Source organism: Stenotrophomonas ginsengisoli, assembly GCF_001431485.1.
In the GTDB taxonomy this organism is placed as follows: Bacteria; Pseudomonadota; Gammaproteobacteria; order Xanthomonadales; family Xanthomonadaceae; genus Stenotrophomonas; species Stenotrophomonas ginsengisoli.
The window spans coordinates 1-15,960 of record NZ_LDJM01000013.1 but is presented as its reverse complement, the minus strand read 5'-3'; the positions used below and the strand labels follow the sequence as shown (position 1 = coordinate 15,960).

At 67.2% G+C, this 15,960-nt stretch carries 16 protein-coding genes; 6 read left to right on the top strand and 10 right to left on the bottom strand.

Features of this window, described 5'->3' with window-relative positions:
* The first annotated feature begins 56 nt into the window (after positions 1–56).
* From ABB30_RS05755 to ABB30_RS05740, 4 genes are all read left to right on the top strand, one after another.
* Positions 57–551: a TPM domain-containing protein gene (locus ABB30_RS05755; RefSeq protein ID WP_057637361.1), complete on the top strand. Its 495-nt coding sequence runs from the start codon at positions 57–59 to the stop codon at positions 549–551.
* 79 nt (positions 552–630) lie between these two features.
* On the top strand, positions 631–1,515 hold the full coding sequence (lgt, locus tag ABB30_RS05750) for a prolipoprotein diacylglyceryl transferase (RefSeq protein WP_057637360.1): 885 nt from the start codon (positions 631–633) through the stop codon (positions 1,513–1,515).
* Positions 1,515–2,309: a thymidylate synthase gene (locus ABB30_RS05745; protein WP_057637359.1), complete on the top strand. Its 795-nt coding sequence runs from the start codon at positions 1,515–1,517 to the stop codon at positions 2,307–2,309. Before lgt ends, ABB30_RS05745 begins: the two co-directional genes overlap by 1 nt.
* Before the next feature lie 17 nt (positions 2,310–2,326).
* On the top strand, positions 2,327–2,821 hold the full coding sequence (locus ABB30_RS05740; protein ID WP_211263459.1) for a dihydrofolate reductase: 495 nt from the start codon (positions 2,327–2,329) through the stop codon (positions 2,819–2,821).
* A 49-nt stretch (positions 2,822–2,870) separates the two neighbouring features.
* Here the strand turns inward: ABB30_RS05740 and ABB30_RS05735 are convergent, their stop codons facing one another.
* The 8 genes from ABB30_RS05735 to ABB30_RS05700 all read right to left on the bottom strand — a co-directional run bounded on the left by ABB30_RS05735 (position 2,871) and on the right by ABB30_RS05700 (position 11,462).
* Positions 2,871–3,965: a symmetrical bis(5'-nucleosyl)-tetraphosphatase gene (locus tag ABB30_RS05735; RefSeq protein WP_057637358.1), complete on the bottom strand. Its 1,095-nt coding sequence runs from the start codon at positions 3,963–3,965 to the stop codon at positions 2,871–2,873.
* Between the two features lie 13 nt (positions 3,966–3,978).
* Positions 3,979–4,362 (bottom strand): Co2+/Mg2+ efflux protein ApaG, encoded by a 384-nt coding sequence (gene apaG / locus ABB30_RS05730; protein WP_057637357.1) that lies wholly within the window; start codon positions 4,360–4,362, stop codon positions 3,979–3,981.
* A gap of 34 nt (positions 4,363–4,396) precedes the next feature.
* A complete protein-coding gene (gene rsmA / locus ABB30_RS05725) occupies positions 4,397–5,206 on the bottom strand; it encodes a 16S rRNA (adenine(1518)-N(6)/adenine(1519)-N(6))-dimethyltransferase RsmA (protein WP_057637356.1) in 810 nt (269 codons plus the stop codon).
* Positions 5,203–6,189 carry a 4-hydroxythreonine-4-phosphate dehydrogenase PdxA gene (gene pdxA / locus ABB30_RS05720; RefSeq protein ID WP_057637355.1) on the bottom strand — a complete coding sequence of 329 codons (987 nt, stop codon included), beginning with the start codon at positions 6,187–6,189 and terminating at the stop codon, positions 5,203–5,205. The genes rsmA and pdxA overlap by 4 nt, the downstream gene beginning before the upstream one ends.
* 13 nt (positions 6,190–6,202) lie before the next feature.
* On the bottom strand, positions 6,203–7,534 hold the full coding sequence (locus ABB30_RS05715; protein WP_057637354.1) for a peptidylprolyl isomerase: 1,332 nt from the start codon (positions 7,532–7,534) through the stop codon (positions 6,203–6,205).
* Positions 7,531–9,894, bottom strand: coding sequence for an LPS-assembly protein LptD (gene lptD, locus ABB30_RS05710; RefSeq protein WP_057637363.1), 2,364 nt, complete (start codon positions 9,892–9,894; stop codon positions 7,531–7,533). Before lptD ends, ABB30_RS05715 begins: the two co-directional genes overlap by 4 nt.
* A gap of 90 nt (positions 9,895–9,984) precedes the next feature.
* Positions 9,985–10,896, bottom strand: a complete 912-nt coding sequence (locus ABB30_RS05705) for a histone deacetylase family protein (protein ID WP_057637353.1) — start codon at positions 10,894–10,896, stop codon at positions 9,985–9,987.
* A gap of 11 nt (positions 10,897–10,907) precedes the next feature.
* A complete protein-coding gene (locus ABB30_RS05700) occupies positions 10,908–11,462 on the bottom strand; it encodes a cob(I)yrinic acid a,c-diamide adenosyltransferase (protein ID WP_057637352.1) in 555 nt (184 codons plus the stop codon).
* 86 nt (positions 11,463–11,548) lie between these two features.
* Here ABB30_RS05700 and ubiH point away from each other — a divergent pair, with 86 nt between their 5' ends.
* The gene (ubiH, locus tag ABB30_RS05695; RefSeq protein WP_057637362.1) at positions 11,549–12,760 is read left to right on the top strand and encodes a 2-octaprenyl-6-methoxyphenyl hydroxylase; all 1,212 of its coding nucleotides are present in this window, start codon (positions 11,549–11,551) and stop codon (positions 12,758–12,760) included.
* Positions 12,757–13,935, top strand: coding sequence for a UbiH/UbiF family hydroxylase (locus tag ABB30_RS05690; RefSeq protein WP_057637350.1), 1,179 nt, complete (start codon positions 12,757–12,759; stop codon positions 13,933–13,935). The genes ubiH and ABB30_RS05690 overlap by 4 nt, the downstream gene beginning before the upstream one ends.
* A gap of 22 nt (positions 13,936–13,957) precedes the next feature.
* Here ABB30_RS05690 and ABB30_RS05685 read toward each other — a convergent pair whose 3' ends face one another.
* Positions 13,958–15,328: an XVIPCD domain-containing protein gene (locus ABB30_RS05685; RefSeq protein ID WP_057637348.1), complete on the bottom strand. Its 1,371-nt coding sequence runs from the start codon at positions 15,326–15,328 to the stop codon at positions 13,958–13,960.
* Positions 15,329–15,354: 26 nt separating this feature from the next.
* Positions 15,355–15,960: hypothetical protein (locus ABB30_RS05680; protein ID WP_211263458.1), on the bottom strand; the 606-nt coding region annotated here is incomplete at its 5' end.

Below are 15,960 nucleotides of genomic sequence, written 5' to 3'. Positions count from 1 at the left end.
GGCTGGGGCGGCGGTGGCGGCATGTCCGGAGGCGGTGGCGCCTCGGGGAGCTGGTGATGCGCTGGCTGCGCCATCTATGCATGCCCTCGGCACAGCGCTGGTTTGGCCAGGCGCAGCTGCAGGCCATCACCCAGGCCATCGCAGCCGGCGAGCGCCGCCATCGTGGCCAGTTGGTGCTGGCGGTGGAAGCCGACCTGGGCTGGGGGGCGCTGTGGCGGGGCGAAACCGCCCGCGAGCGCGCCGAGAGGGCCTTTGCCCTGCTCAAGGTCTGGGATACACCCGGCAACGATGGGGTGCTGCTGTACCTGCTGCTGGCCGACCATGCCATCGAAGTGGTGGCCGACCGTGGCCTGGCCGGGCTGATCACTCCGGAGCAATGGCAGCAGGTCTGTGACCGGCTGCGTGAGCGGGTCCGCCAGCAGATGCCGCTGGCCGACGCGGTACAGCGGGCGGTGGAGGAGATGTCCGGGCTGCTGGCCACGGCCTTGCCGGCCATTGCCGGGCAGCAGCAGACGGAGGCCGGGCTGCCCGACCGCCCGCACCTGTTGTGAACCGGTTGGCACCGGCGCTGGCCAGCACCGGCGCGATGACCAACAATAGAGGTCTTCGTTTGTTCCAGAGCCAGGCCTGATGACCTACCTGCACCAGATCGACCCGATCGCCTTCTCCATCGGCCCGGTGGCCGTGCACTGGTACGGCATCATGTACCTGCTCGGGTTCGGCGCGGCCTGGTGGCTGGGCAACCGGCGCATCGCCGCCGGGCGCCTGCCCGGGGTCAATGCCGATGCCTTCTCCGACCTGCTGTTCTACGCCATGATCGGCGTGGTGCTGGGCGGGCGCATCGGCTACATGCTGTTCTATACGCCGGGTGCGTTCCTGGACAACCCGGCCCTGCTGTTCCGGGTCTGGGAAGGCGGCATGAGCTTCCACGGTGGCCTGGTCGGTGTGCTGATCGCCAGCCTGTGGTGGAGCCGCAAGCACAAGCTGCATTTCTTCGACACCATGGATTTCGTGGCCCCGCTGGTGCCGCTGGGCCTGGGCTTTGGCCGCCTGGGCAACTTCATCGGTGCCGAGCTGTGGGGCAAGACCACCGACGGCAGCTGGGGCGTGGTGTTCCCGCACAGCCTGCCGGCCGAGCTGGCCCAGCTCAGCCCCGAGGCCCTGCGCACCCTGCATGCCAGTGGCGCACTGGACGCCTATGCCCGCCATCCCTCGCAGCTGTACCAGGCCGCGCTGGAAGGCCTGGTCCTGTTCGTGGTGCTGTGGTGGGTGTCGCGCAAACCGCGCGGCCGCTATCTGGTCTCCGGCCTGTTCGCCCTGCTCTACGGGGTGTTCCGCTTCGCGGTGGAGTTCGTGCGCATGCCCGACAACGGTGTCTACCTGGCCTGGGACTGGTTCACCAAGGGCCAGCTGCTGAGCATTCCGTTGATCGTGCTGGGCGTGTACCTGGTCTGGTGCTCACGCCGCGCCCCGGTCTTGCAGCCGGTGACCACCACTGACAAGGGCACCCCCTGATGCGCGCCTATCTGGAGCTGCTGTCCCATGTGCTGGAACACGGCACCGACAAGGCCGACCGTACCGGTACCGGCACCCGCAGCGTGTTCGGCTGGCAGATGCGTTACGACCTGGGCCAGGGCTTCCCGCTGGTCACCAGCAAGAAGCTGCATCTGCGCTCGATCATCCACGAACTGCTGTGGTTCCTGCGCGGCGATACCAACATCGCCTATCTGAAGGAACACAACGTCCGCATCTGGGACGAGTGGGCCGATGCCAATGGCGACCTCGGGCCGGTGTACGGCAAGCAGTGGCGCAGCTGGGAAGGCGCCGACGGGCAGACCTTCGACCAGATCGCATGGGTGGTGGAGGAGATCAAGCGCAACCCGGATTCACGCCGCCTGATTGTCAGCGCCTGGAATGTGGGGCAGCTGGAGCAGATGGCCTTGATGCCCTGCCACAGCCTGTTCCAGTTCTATGTGGCCGACGGCAAGCTGAGCTGCCAGCTGTACCAGCGCAGTGGCGACATCTTCCTTGGTGTGCCGTTCAACATTGCCAGCTACGCCCTGCTCACCCACATGGTGGCCCAGGTCTGCGGCCTGCAGGTCGGCGATTTTGTCCATACCCTGGGCGATGCCCACCTGTATTCCAACCACTTCGAGCAGGCGCGCGAGCAGCTGTCGCGCCAGTCCCGGCCGTTGCCGCAACTGCGGCTCAACCCGGCCATCACCCGGCTGGAGGATTTCCGCATCGAGGACATCAGCATCGAAGGCTATGACCCGCATCCGGCGATCAAGGCACCGGTGGCGGTGTGAGCATGACGCACGCTGATGTGCGCGTATCGATGCTGGCCGCGCTGGCCAATGACGGTGCGATCGGCCGGGGCAACCAGATGCCCTGGCATCTGCCCGATGACCTGGCCCGGTTCAAGGCGCTGACCCTGGGCAAGCCGATCCTGATGGGCAGCAAGACCGCGCACTCACTGGGGCGCGCGCTGCCCGGGCGTTTGAACCTGGTCCTCACCCGCAGTGGCCAGGTGCCGTTTGCCGGCATGCAGGCAGTGGACAGCCTGGAGCAGGCGCTGGCACGCACCGCCGCCAGCGGCGCGGTCGAGCTGTGTGTGATCGGGGGCGGCCAGGTGTATGCCCAGCTGATCGACCAGGTGGACGTGCTGCACCTGACCCATGTCCACACCACGGTGGCCGATGCCGATGCCTTCTTCCCGGCGCTGGACATGACGGGCTGGCAGGAAGTGGCCCGCGAGCATCACCGCGCCGATGACCGGCATGCCTTCGCGTTTGATTTTGTCGATTACCGGCGGCGCTGAGGCGGTGTCGGCAGGATGAAAAAAGCGCCGCAATGCGGCGTTTTTTTGTTCAGCTGTTCGGCGTGGCCGTTGGCGGGGTGCCGTTGTTGCCGCCACCCTGTGGCTTGCTGCCTTCACCGCCGTTGCCGCGGCCACCACGATGGCGGTTGCCACGATGGCGGTTGTTGCGCGCACGCTGGCCGTTGTTGCCGTTGTTGCCGTTGTTGCCGTTGTTGCCTTCCGTGCCGCCACGGCTGCCCTTCTCGGCAGGGTTGCCGGCCGGGGCCTGGCCTTCCGGGCGCGGGCGGCGCGGCGGGCGGACGGCGGCCGGGGCTTCGGGCTTGGGTACATCACGGCCCGGCACCTGGACCACGCGCAGGTCCTCGCTGTCCAGCTGCAGGGCGGTCAGCTTGCCGCCCCATACCGCGCCGGTGTCGATGGCATGCACGCCCTGGGTGATGGTCAGGCCCAGGGCCGACCAATGGCCGCAGACCATCTTCAGTTCGCGCTCGACCCGGCCGGGAACCTCGAACCAGGGATAGATGCCCTGGGCCTGGGTGCCCGGGGTGCCCTTGTCCTCCATCGCGATACGGCCGCGCGGGCTGCAGTAGCGCATCCGGGTGAAGATGTTGATGATCGCGCGCGAACGCTCGTAACCGCTCAGTGCCGGTGACCAGCTGGGCTGGTCGCCATACATGTTGCGGAACAGCTTGCGGTAACCATTGCCGTGCAGCTGCGCCTCGACCTCGCGGGCGTGCTTCTCGGCCATGGCCACGGTCCATTTCGGCGCCAGCCCGGCATGGAACATCATCCAGCCCAGGTCGCGGTCCACATGGATCAGGCGCTGCATGCGCAGCCAGTCCAGCAGCACGTCGCGGTCCTCGGCCAGGACGATGCGCTGCAGGTCCGGGTTGACCTTGCGCTGCTCTTCCTCGGTACGCGAGCCCACCGCCAGCAGGGACAGGTCATGGTTGCCCAGCACCACCACGCTCTGCTCGCGCAGCGAGTGGACCAGACGCAGGGTTTCCAGCGACTGGCCGCCGCGGTTGACCAGGTCGCCGCAGAACCACAGCTTGTCGGCGGCGGGGTCGAACTTGATTTTTTCCAGCAGACGGCAGGTGACGTCGTAACAGCCCTGCAGGTCGCCGATTGCCCAGATGCTCATCCTTGGGCCTCCCTCAATGCAGCGTTCTTGGAATGGACAGGGCGAACGGCGCGATCGTTGCGATGAACTCGGTGCCGTCGTCGCTGAGCATGTCGTAGTGGCCCTGCATGGTGCCCTGGACAGTACCCAGCATCACTGCGGAGGTATAGCGGTAATCCTCACCGGGACGCAGGCGTGGCTGTTCGCCAATCACGCCTTCACCATCGACGTGCTCGATATTGCCTTGGCCATCGGTGATTTTCCAATGCCGGGCCAGCAGTCGTGCCGGTTCGATGCCCGCGTTGTGCAGGGTGATGGTGTAGGCGAAGGCATAGCGTCCCTGTTCCGGGTCGGAGTGTTCCTCCAGAAACCGCGGATCGACGGTGACGTGTATGGCGTAGCGCGGTTGGTCGTCCATTGCTCGGTGGATCAGGTGGAGCGTGTGGCCGCTGTCAGGCGGCCGGGGCATTGGCCAGCGCGATGAACTGCGCGACCTCGATTTGTTCGGCACGTGCGTCCGGGCGGACCCCGGCTGCTTCGAACTGTTCCGGTGTGCACACGCCATTGAGGGCATTGCGCAGGGTCTTGCGGCGTTGACCGAAGGCGGCACGGACCACCTCGGCAAAGCGGGCATGGTCGTTGATGCCGACGCTGGCCGGGTCATGCGGGACCAGACGGGCCACGGCCGAGTCCACCTTCGGCGGCGGGCGGAAGGCGCCCGGCGGCACGATGAACAGCGAATCGACGCGGCAGTAGGCCTGCAGCATCACGCTCAGGCGGCCATAGACCTTGCTGCCCGGCCCGGCGGCCATGCGGTCGACCACTTCCTTCTGCAGCATGAAGGTCATGTCGCTGATTGCCGCGGCATGCTCCAGGGCATGGAACAGGATCGGCGAGGAGATGTTGTAGGGCAGGTTGCCGACCAGACGGATCTGCTTGCCGGGCTCGGCCAGCTCGCTGAAGTTCACCTGCAGCACGTCGCGGTGGATGATGGTCAGCTGGCCCAGCGGGGCGGCGGCAGCGGTGAGCGGGGCGATCAGGTCGCGATCGAACTCGATCACGGTCAGTTCCGGGTGCTTGCGCAGCAGCGGGAAGGTGATGGCGCCCTGGCCCGGGCCGATCTCGACCAGGCGGTCGCCAGCCTTCGGGTTGACCGCCATCACGATCTTGTCCACGTAATGGGTGTCAGCCAGGAAGTGCTGGCCGAATTGCTTTTTCGCCGGCGCGGTGAAGCCGGCCGGGGGGGAGGAAGGCGAGGTCATGTGCACAGTTTACGTTGCCGGGCCAGTGCCGCGCACAATTGCACGGCAGCCAGCAGGCTGGAGGGGTCGGCTGTTCCGGTTCCAGCCAGTTCCAGCGCGGTGCCGTGATCGACCGCCACCCGCGGGTAGGGCAGGCCCAGGGTGATGTTGGTGGCCTGTTCGAAACCGGCGTATTTGAGCACCGGCAGGCCCTGGTCGTGATACATCGCCAGCACGGCATCGACCCCGGCCAGGCGGTGGGGCAGGAAGGCGGTATCGGCCGGCCACGGGCCGGGCAGGCGCCAGCCACGGGCACGCAGGCGTTCCAGGGTCGGAGTGATGGTGGTGATTTCCTCATCGCCCAGCACCCCGTCCTCACCGGCATGCGGGTTGAGCCCGAGCACCGCGATGACCGGGTCGGGCAGGCCGAAATCGCGCTGCAGGGCGCTGCGGGTGATGCCGATCACCTGTTCCAGCAAGGAGGCGGTGATGGCGTCGGGAACCGCGCGCAGGGGCAGATGGGTGGTGGCCAGGGCCACGCGCAGGCCGGGATTGGCCAGCATCATCACCACCTCGACCCCGGCCTGGTCGGCCAGCAGTTCGGTGGTGCCGCTGTAGGCAATGCCGCCGGCATTGATCGCGGCCTTGTGCACCGGGCCGGTGACCACGCCGTCCACGCTGCCATCCAGGCAGGCGGCGCCGGCAGCGAGCAGTGCGCCGATCACGGCGGCTGCGTTGGCCGGGTCCGGCTGGCCAAAGCAGGTGCGGCCGGCATTGACGATGGGGTGCAGGGGCAGGTCGCCCGGGGCTGCTGCCTGCGCATGGGCAGGCAGCAGCTGCAGCGGCAGGCCCAGTGCGCGGGCGGCCTGCTGCAGGGTGTGCGGGTCGGCATAGGCCAGCAACCGGCAATCGTTGCGCGGTTGCTGGACCAGGCGGATGACCAGCTCGGGACCGATGCCGGCCGGCTCGCCCGGTACCAGTGCGAGGGTGGGCCGGCGGGTCATACGGGGCTACCGGTCAGTTGCTGGTGGTCTCGGCGCGGTCGCCGCTGCGGAAGTCGACAAAGGCCTCGCCACGCAGTTCCTGCAGGAAGCGGTTGTATTCGTCTTCCAGCTTGCGGCGGCCGATGGTTTCACGGATCTGGGCGCGGCGGCTTTCATCGGCCACATTGGTCTGGCGCGAGGCCAGGCGCTGCAGGATGTGCCAACCGGCATCGGTACGGAACGGGGCACTGATGCCACCGTCGCTGAGCGCGCCGACAGCCTGGCCGAACTGCGGGCCGAAGGCATCGGCGGCAAACCAGCCCAGATCACCGCCCTGGTTGCGGGTATTGGTGTCCTCGGAGACTTCCTTGGCCACCTGGACAAAATCCGCGCCAGCGGCCAGGCGGGTGCTGATGGCCTGGGCCTTGCTGCGTGCAGCGGCGTCGTCCTGGTCGGCATTGACGCGGACCAGGATGTGGCGGGCCTGCACTTCGGTGATGGTCTGGGTGGCGGTTGCGCTGGCGTCACGCTGGTTGACCAGCTTGAGCAGCTGGAAGCCGCTCGGGCCACGGATCGGGCCGATCACCTGGCCCGGCTGCATCTGCGCCAGCAACTGGGTGAAGCCGTTGGGGATCTCGTCCATGGTGCGCCAGCCCAGATCGCCACCTTCCAGCGCGTTGGGGCCGTCGGAATAACGCACGGCAGCGGCGTTGAAGTCCAGCTCGCCCTTGTCGATCAGCTCCTTGACCCCGGCGATCTTGCGCTCGGCGGTGCTGATCTGTTCGGCGGTGGCGCCTTCGGGCAGGGCAACCAGCAGGTTGGCCAGGTTGTACTGGACGCCGTTGACATTGGCCTGGGCCAGGGCGGCATCGACCTCACCTTCGGAGACCACGATGCGGCTCTGCGCAAAACTCTGGCGCAGGCGCTGGATGGTCAGCTCCTCGCGGATGTTCTGGCGGAACGCGTTCATGGTCAGGCCGTCGGCGGCCAGACGCTGGGCCAGGCCCTCCACCGTGGTGCCATTGTTCTGGGCAATGGCATTGATGGTGTAGTTCAGTTCCTCATCACCGATGCGCATGCCGCTGCCGTTGGCGCGGGCCAGCTGCAGCTTGGTCAGGACCAGACGCTCCAGGACCTGGCGTTCCAGCACGGCCGGCGGCGGCAACTGGTCGGCACGATCGGCGTACTGGGTACGGATGGTGCGCACCTGGTCATCCAGCTCGCTCTGCAGGATGACGTCTTCATCGACGATGGCGGCGATGCGGTCCAGCGGTTGCAGCTGCGCGGCTTCCTGGGCCAGTGCGGTGGCGGTGGCAGTGCTCAGCGCCAGGGTGGCGGCCAGCAGGACAGGCAGGGTTTTGGTCATGGGATCTGATTCGGATCGTAGTCGTCACTGTCAACGCCACTGCGGCTGGGCGGTACCAGATACAGGTCGTCGCGGTTGTAGCCGAGAATAGCACGGGACAAAGTACGGTCCGTGTTCTGGCCAATGGAGCTCAGGCCCTTGAGCACGAACTCGACCTGGATGGAGTTGTCCATGTCGCCTTCGCGATTGCGCACGTAACGGCGGGCCAGGGCGCGCACGGCCAGGCAGCAGCTGTCCCACTGCACGCCGCCGATGATTTCCAGCGGTTTGTCATCCAGCAGCGAGTAGTAGTAACGGCCAACCACGCTCCAGCGCGGGTTGATCGGGTACAGGAAGGACAGGTCTGCCTGTTCCAGCTGGTCGGCACCACTGCGCGGGTTGCGGCGGTAGCGGTAGCCGATGTTGACGATGCCGTCCTCGGGCAACAGGTAGGTCGCGCGCAGGCTGGCCAGGTCTTCCTTCTTGTAGCTGGGGTTCCACTGGTAGGTGGTGCCCACGGTCCAGCGGTCGGTGATGGCCCAGTTGGCATCGGCCACCCAGGCCGACTTGCCCTGTTCAACCGGTACCTCGGTGTTGTTCAGGGTGACCAGGGAGTCTTCGAAGTACTGGATCTGGCCGATCGAGGCGGACAGCTTTTCGCGGCCGGTACGCTGGTCGATCAGGCGCGTGCTCAGGGCCATGGTCAGCTGGTTGGCATCGTTCTGGCGGTCCGGGCCGGTGTAACGGCTGTCGCGGAACAGCTGGCCCCAGCTGAAGGTGAAGGCGCGGGTATCGAACAACGGCATGCCGCTCTGGTCGCGGTAGGGCACATTGAGATAGAACAGGCGCGGTTCCAGGGTGTGCAGGAACGGCTTGCCGTCGATGGTGGTTTCGCGGTCGAAGAACATGCCGGCATCCACCGTGGTGATCGGCAGGCTGCGGCTGGGCGAACGGTCGCCACCGAGGTTGTCGGCCAGGGCGCGGTCCAGCTGGTACTCGGTGTGGCGCCAGGCAACGGTCGGGGTCACATACCAGGAGGCGCCGGTCAGGGGCATGGACAGCCAGGGCTTGATGTCCACCCGGCTGCCGCCGGGCATCTGCTGCTCCACGCCGGTGCGCTCGTAATCGGCGTTCTTCAGGCGCACGTCGTCATGGCTGAAACGCACCGCCTCGGCCCAGATGCCCGCTTCCAGCCAGGGCAGGATGGGCTTGTCCCAGTTCACATACAGCCGCGGCTCGCGGTTGTAGGGCAGGGCACGTTCGGTCAGGGTGTAATCGATCAGCTGGTAGTGCTCGGCCATGATGCCGGCACGCCAGTTGTTGCCCTGCCCATACAGGCCGACGGTGCTCTTCAGGTTGGAGTTGTTGAAGTTGTCGATGCGGCTGGAAAAGTCCTCGACATAGCGTTCGTCACTGACCCAGCTGATGTTGGAGCGGGCCTGCCAGGTGCGGTTGAAGTTGTGGTAGCCGGACAGGTCCACGCGGCCACGGTCGCGGTCGCGCAACTTGTCATCGGGCATCCACATCGTGTCCAGCTGGCCACGGCCGCGCTGGTAGAGCCAACGGAATTCGTTGTCGATGGCCACACCGCGCTCGGTCATGATCTGCGGGGTCAGGGTGTCATCGTAGTTGGGTGCCAGGTTGAAATAGATCGGCTGGGCGTAATCAAAACCATTGCGCCCGGACAGGCCGATCTTGGGATAAAGCAGGCCGGTCTGGCGGCGCTCGTCGATCGGGAACTTGAAGTACGGCGCCCACAGTACCGGCACCTTGCCCACCCGCAGCACCGCATTGCGCGCGGTGCCGAAGCCGGATTCGTTGTCGAATTCGATGTCCGGGGCATCCAGGCGCCAGACCACCTGGGACGGATCGCAGGTGGTGTAGGTGGAGTCATGCACCTGGCCCACCGCACCCTGCAGGTCGATCGAGCTGGCGCTGCCGTTGCCGCGGCGGTCGATCAACTGGTACTGGATGTCGCTGATGCGGTGGCTGTCGGTCTGGCTGTTGCCCTCGGCACGGGTGGCCGAGACGCGGAAGCGCGAGTCCGAATAGCGGATGTTGCCCTCGGCAATGTAGTTGCCGGTATCGGTATCGGTGCGCAGGCTGTCGGCACCGATGAACTGGTCGCCGCGCTGCATCAGCACATTACCCGAGTACTCCGGGGTGGTGCTGGTACCGGTCAGGGCGTCGCCCTCGATCTCGGTGGGCAGCTGGTCGCGAATGGCAGCCTGGGCCGGGTCGGCCGGTGGCGCTTCGGCCCAGGCCGGCAGGGCATCGGTGGCCGGGCACAGATTCCAGTTGACCGGCTTTTCATCGGCCAGGGCCGGCAGGGCAATGGCGATGCTCAGTGGCAGGGGCAGCAGGCGTAGGGATCGGCGCACGGGGGTCGGCTGGTTGGGCAAACGGCAGTTAGCTTGCCGCATCACCTGCACAGGGGCAATGAATGTTCATTTTCAGGTTCATCTAAGCGATCAACACAGCGCACCGACATGGGCCACGCTGCATTCGGCCAGGGCCTGCAGGTCATAGCCACCTTCCAGCAGCGAAACCACCCGGCCACCGGCATGGCGGTTGGCGATCTGGCGCAGCTGGGTGGTCAGCCAGGCAAAGTCCTCGGCATCGAGCATCAGGTCGGCCTGGGGGTCGCGCATGTGGGCATCAAAGCCGGCTGACACGATCAGCAGCTGGGGGCGGAAGTCCTCGATTGCCGGCAGGATTTCATCGGCCCAGACATTACGGAAGCGGAAGCCGCCACTGCCCGGCGGCAGCTGGATGTTGAGCAGGTTGCCCACGCCGCGGTCACGGCGCAGGCCCGAATACGGAAACAGCCCGGCCTGGTGGCTGGAGTAATAGGCCACCCGGGGCTCGGCCTGGAAGATGTCCTGGGTGCCGTTGCCGTGGTGGACGTCGAAATCCACCACCGCCACCCGCTCCAGGCCGTGGCGGTCACAGGCATAGGCGGCGGCGATGGCGGCGTTGTTGAACAGGCAAAAACCCATCGGCGCGGTGGCGGTGGCGTGGTGGCCGGGCGGGCGTACCGCGCAGAACACGGTGCTGGCATGGCCGTCCATCACCGCATCCACCGCATCCACGCCGGCACCGGCCGCGTACAGCGCGGCCTCGGCCGAGTCCGGGCTGGCATAGGTGTCCTGGTCCAGCGCACGCAGCGGCTCGGCCTGTTCGGCCATCACCGTTTCGATCATCTGCACATCGTGGACCCGGGCCAGTTCGCCGTACTTGGCCGGGGTGGCCTGCTGCCAGCGCAGGCTGTCGCCGAAGGCGGCCTGCAGGGCCTGGGTCACCGCCTGCAGGCGCTGTGGCGATTCAGGATGGTCCGGACCGGGATCATGTCCCAGGCAAGCGGGATGGGTGATCACCAGCACGGAAGGCTCCTTCAGCCGTGACGACGGGCGTGTTGCCAGAGCACCTCGCCGTGGCCGTCGGCACGGGCCAGGACCCGGGCCAGCACGAACAGCAGGTCCGACAACCGGTTCAGGTAACGCAGGGCCTGCGGCCGCACGTCCTCGCTGCGTGACAGGGCAACGCTGCAGCGCTCTGCGCGGCGCACGATGGTCCGGGCCAGGTGGCAGCGGGCGGCGGCCTCGCCACCGGCCGGCAGGATGAAGTCCTTCAGCGGCGGCAGGGCATCGTTGTAATGGTCCAGCTGCTGCTCCAGCCCATCGATGTCGGCATCGATGATGGCCGCATGGCCGGGGATGCACAGCTCACCGCCCAGGTCGAACAGCTGGTGCTGGATGCGGGTCAGCAGGCTGGCCACATCCTCGGGCAGCGGCACGGCGAGCAGGACGCCGATGGCCGAGTTGGCCTCGTCCACGGTGCCGAAGGCTTCCACCCGCAGCGCATCCTTGCCGGTGCGGCTGCCATCGCCCAGCCCGGTCGTGCCGTCATCGCCGGTGCGGGTGTAGATCTTCGACAAACGGTTGCCCATGGTCCATCCGTACTTGCATAGGTGAAGGTGCATTCTAGCCAGCGCCGGCCGCAGCGCCAGCGGGGCGGTGGCTTATCATGGCCGGCATGAGCAAGAACCATGATGTCGTGATCGTCGGTGGTGGGCTGGTCGGTGCCAGCCTGGCCATTGCCCTGCAGCGGATCGGCGTGGACTGCGCCCTGGTCGAGGCCAATGGTGGCGATGCGCCACCGCCAGTGTTCGACCAGCGCAACCTGAGCTTTGCCGCCGCCACCATCAACGCGCTGACCGCGCTGGGGGTGATGGCCAAGCTGCGCAGCCCGACCGGGCCGATCAGGCGCATCCATGTCAGCCGTGCCGGCGACTTTGGCCGGGTCAAGCTGGAGGCGGCCGATTACGACCGCCCGTGGTTTGGCCAGGTGGTGGTGGCGCGTGATTTCGGCCTGGCCCTGGAAGCAAGGCTGGCCGAGCTGCCGGCCCTGGTGCGCTATCGCCCGGCACGCTTTGTGCGTCTGGGCGAGGTGGTCGATGGCCGCCGTGCGGTGGTCATTGCCGACGCCGCTGGCGAGCAGGTGCTGCAGGCCCGGCTGGTGGTCGGCTGCGACGGCACTGCCTCGATGGTGCGCCAGGCCTGCGGCATCGGCACGCTTGAACACGATTATCTGCAGACCCTGTTCGTGGCCCGGGTGCGCGCCGAGCGCGGCCCGGACGGCACCGCCTGGGAACGCTTCACCGATACCGGCCCGACCGCGCTGCTGCCGCGTGGTGACCGCCATTACGGCTTCATCCATGGCGTGCCGCGCAGCGAGGCGGCGGCGGTGGCCGCGCTGGACGATACGGCCTTCCTGGCCCGTGCCCAGGCCGCCATTGGCTGGCGTGCCGGGCGCCTGATCGAGGTAGGCCCGCGCAGCAGCTATCCATTGGCCCGGGTGCTGGCACGTGAGCTGGTGGCGCCACGGGTGGTGCTGATGGGCAATGCCGCGCAGACCATCCACCCCATCGGTGCGCAGGGCTTCAACCTCGGCCTGCGCGATGCGTTGACCCTGGCCGAACTGATCGAAAACGACCGCAGCGCCCTGGGCGATGCCGCCCAGCTGGACGCCTATGTCGCCCGGCGTGGCCCGGACCGCGAGCAGACCCTGGCCTTCTCCGATGGCCTGGCACGCTTCACCGGCAACCAGCGCCCGGCCGCGCGCGGCCTGCGCAGCCTCGGCCTGTTTGCGACTTCAGCCTCGGACAGCCTGAAGGCCAACCTGGTGGGCGGGGCGATGGGCTTTCGTGGCGATGTGCCGGCCCTGTGCCGGGAGGATGCCGCATGAGCCGCCAGCAGCGTCTGGATGCCATCGTGGTCGGTGGCGGCGTGGTCGGCGCGGCGGCGGCGCTGTCGCTGGCCCAGGCCGGGTTGGAGGTGGTGCTGGTGGAGGGGCGCGAGCCGCCTGCCTGGCAGGCCGACAGGCCGGACCTGCGGGTGTATGCCTTCGCTCCGGACAACGCCGCCCTGTTCAAGGCACTGGGCGTATGGGAACCGGTATGCCGTGGCCGTGCCCCGGCCTACCGCCGCATGCGGGTCTGGGATGCGGCCGGCGGCGAGGAACTGCTGTTCGATGCCGACCGCCTGGGACGGGCCCAGCTGGGCTGGATCATCGAAAACGGCCTGCTGGTCGACCGCCTGTGGGCCGGGCTGCCGCTGTCGGGCGTGCGGGTGGAATGTCCGGCCACGGTGGAGCAGCTGGAACAGGACGCCGATGGCGTGCGGGTGCGGTTGAGCGATGGCCGCCGCCTGGAGGCGGCCATGGTCATTGCCGCCGACGGAGCCGATTCGGCCGTGCGCAACATGGCCGGCATCGGCGTGGACCGGCATGACTATGGCCAGCGCGGCCTGGTGGCCTATATCGACAGCGAGCTGCCCAATGAAGCCACGGCCTGGCAGCGTTTCCTGCCGACCGGGCCGCTGGCGGTGCTGCCGGCCGGCAGCCGTCGCAGCTCGATCGTCTGGACCCTGCCTGATGAGCAGGCCGCGGCGATGCTGGCGCTGGACGAGGCGGCCTTCAACCGCGCGCTGACCAATACCTTTGGCGGCCGCCTGGGGGCGTTGAGCCTGGCCTCCAAGCGCGTGGCTTTCCCGCTGCGCCGGCAGCTGGCGCAGCGTTATGTGGATGGCCGGGTGCTGCTGATCGGCGATGCCGCCCATGCGGTACATCCGCTGGCCGGGCAGGGCGTCAACCTGGGCCTGCGCGATGTGGCCGCACTGCGGGCCAGCGTGCTCGATGCCAAGGCCAAGCGTCGTGACTGGGCCAGCCCCGCACGCCTGCAACGTTGGGCCAACGCCCGGCAGAGCGAGGCCACGGTGGCGGCCAAGAGCTTTTCGGCGATCAACACCCTGTTCTCCAACGACGAGCTGCACCTGAGCCTGGCCCGTGGCCCGGCGATGGGCCTGGCCGGCAAGCTGCCGCCACTGGTAAGCCTGTTCTGGAAGCACGCTTCGGGCGGTTGAGTTGCGCGGCTGCGCCTGGGCGTCAGGCCATCTGCCGTGCGGGTGCCTGCAGCTGCGCTTGCGCCTGCAGCTGCTCCTGCGCACGTGCCTGCTGTTGTTGCTCGCCAGCCTGCTCCAGCAGGGCCAGTGATTGCCCGCCCGGCTGCTGGCAGGCCTGCGCGGTTGGCAGGTGGGCCCGGCAATGCGCAGGGTCTTGCGGCGCACCCTGCACCGCAAACACGCGCGCGGCGGCCGGTGCATCGGTTGTTTCGCAGCTCAGCAGGACCGTATCCACCCGGGTCAGGCCGGCCGCGCAGGCCTGCGCGGTCAGTGCCAGGGTCATGTTTTCGCTGCGCACATCGTAGGCGCGGCCGGCCTGTGCATCGAGCTGCGCCACGCCGGAGCGGGTCTGGGTGTAGAGCGCATGCGCGGGGTGGTCGGGGTTGGCCGGGTGACGCGGGGTCTGTGCCAGCAGCCGGTGTTCCAGTTCGAGCTTCTGCTCTTCGCCCAGGTCGGCAGACTGTTGCAGCGGCCGCCCGCGGTTGGGGTCATCGGGGTGGTAGTCCTGGCGCAGTTGCTGCTTTTCCAGGCGCAACTGGCGGGTATGGTCCAGCACCTCGCGCAGGGCGGGGTCGGCAAGCGGGTGCAGCCGGTCGTGCGGCAAGCCGTCCTTGAAGGCATTGTCGCGGGTTGCCAGCATCCAGCCTTGGGCGGTGTGCTGGTAGAGGCTGCCTCCCAGCACGATGCGGTTGGGGTCTTGGTAGGTGATGGTGGGGTCAATACCCTTGGCAATGATCGTGGCCGAGCCATGTGCCACCAGCCCGAGGTTGGCGATGCCGCCGTCCCACCATCCGCGCTCCAGTGAATTGCGCACCATGGTTTCACCGGCACGCCAAACGCCCATGTTCAGCAGGCCGCCGTCCAGCTGCATTTCCCAGTAGGCCTGCATGGCCTTCTCGCCACGGGCAGCCAGCACCGCTTCCATCGCGGCTTGGGGTGTCCAGGCGCGCGGGTCCAGCCGATGTTCGCGGAAGGCCAATTCGTGGGAAAGCTTGACATCTTCGCCAGGCAGGTTCAGCGCGAGATGCGTATCCCCGCGGCGCATGTGGTACTGCCGCCGATACAGGTCCTGGCGGATCAACTCGATGCCGAACTGTTCCCAGTCACGCTCGGTCATGTCCGGGCGGTCCGGGTGCACCGACCCGTGTTCGGACTGCTGGCGGGCCACAAAGCCGGCAGCGTGGCGGTTGGCAATCTGCCCGGCCAGCGAATCGTTGTTGACAACGCCCAGGGCCATGGCCGGGTACTTGTCCACGCCTTCCAGCGAAGCCAGGTAGTTGAAGTAGAGCACCCGGTTTCCTTCAGCAGCATAGTGCTGGAGGATTTGCAGGTCCTTTTCAGTGAGTCCGTTCATGGGTCAGTCCTGTGATGCAATCGGTGTCAATCCAGTTGGGTGGCATCCAGTAGCTGGTGGAATGCCGCTTCAATGGCCTGCCACTGCGCCAGATGTACACGCGCGTAGCTTGAATGAATGTGGTAGCTGCGTTTGCGGTCGATGAAGTGGTGGTCGCAACTGGCGGTGGTCTTGGCATCGGTCAAACGATATTGCTGACCATCCCAGAGCAATCCGTCCGGTTTCTGGTGGGCGTCGCAGTTGATGAAACTGCGCAAGCGTCCTTGTGCATCGCGGGCGATATACCAGTCATCGCCCATGCCATAGCCGGTGCGGTCCTGCCATTTGCCGAACTTGGCTATGGCCCGCTGCTTGTGCTGTTCGAACAGGGCCGGGTCCACATCGTGCCGGGTCAGCCCATGCAGCTGCAGGGCCGCCGGGCGCAGGGCCAGTTGCTCGCGCGGGTCGTTGTCCTCGTAGGCATCGCCGGTTTGGTACCAGCGGCTGGTGGCGCGTTCCAGCACCGCATCAATCGGCACCTTGTCTACGTAATAGAAGCTGTACTGGACTTCCATCCAGGGTAAGTGGGAAGGGCGATGCAGGGCATTGGGAGGGCGGGGGCCCAGCTCGGGAAGCAGCATCACCAGCGAGCC

Coding starts and splice junctions, on each gene's coding strand:
- ABB30_RS05715 (WP_057637354.1), bottom strand. CDS start 7,534: ATGACCAAAACCCTGCCTGTCCTGCTGGCCGCCACCCTGGCGCTGAGC.
- ABB30_RS05690 (WP_057637350.1), top strand. CDS start 12,757: ATGAGCCGCCAGCAGCGTCTGGATGCCATCGTGGTCGGTGGCGGCGTG.
- ABB30_RS05700 (WP_057637352.1), bottom strand. CDS start 11,462: ATGGGCAACCGTTTGTCGAAGATCTACACCCGCACCGGCGATGACGGC.
- ubiH (WP_057637362.1), top strand. CDS start 11,549: ATGAGCAAGAACCATGATGTCGTGATCGTCGGTGGTGGGCTGGTCGGT.
- apaG (WP_057637357.1), bottom strand. CDS start 4,362: ATGGACGACCAACCGCGCTACGCCATACACGTCACCGTCGATCCGCGG.
- ABB30_RS05735 (WP_057637358.1), bottom strand. CDS start 3,965: ATGAGCATCTGGGCAATCGGCGACCTGCAGGGCTGTTACGACGTCACC.
- ABB30_RS05755 (WP_057637361.1), top strand. CDS start 57: ATGCGCTGGCTGCGCCATCTATGCATGCCCTCGGCACAGCGCTGGTTT.
- ABB30_RS05745 (WP_057637359.1), top strand. CDS start 1,515: ATGCGCGCCTATCTGGAGCTGCTGTCCCATGTGCTGGAACACGGCACC.
- ABB30_RS05685 (WP_057637348.1), bottom strand. CDS start 15,328: ATGAACGGACTCACTGAAAAGGACCTGCAAATCCTCCAGCACTATGCT.
- rsmA (WP_057637356.1), bottom strand. CDS start 5,206: ATGACCTCGCCTTCCTCCCCCCCGGCCGGCTTCACCGCGCCGGCGAAA.
- lgt (WP_057637360.1), top strand. CDS start 631: ATGACCTACCTGCACCAGATCGACCCGATCGCCTTCTCCATCGGCCCG.
- pdxA (WP_057637355.1), bottom strand. CDS start 6,189: ATGACCCGCCGGCCCACCCTCGCACTGGTACCGGGCGAGCCGGCCGGC.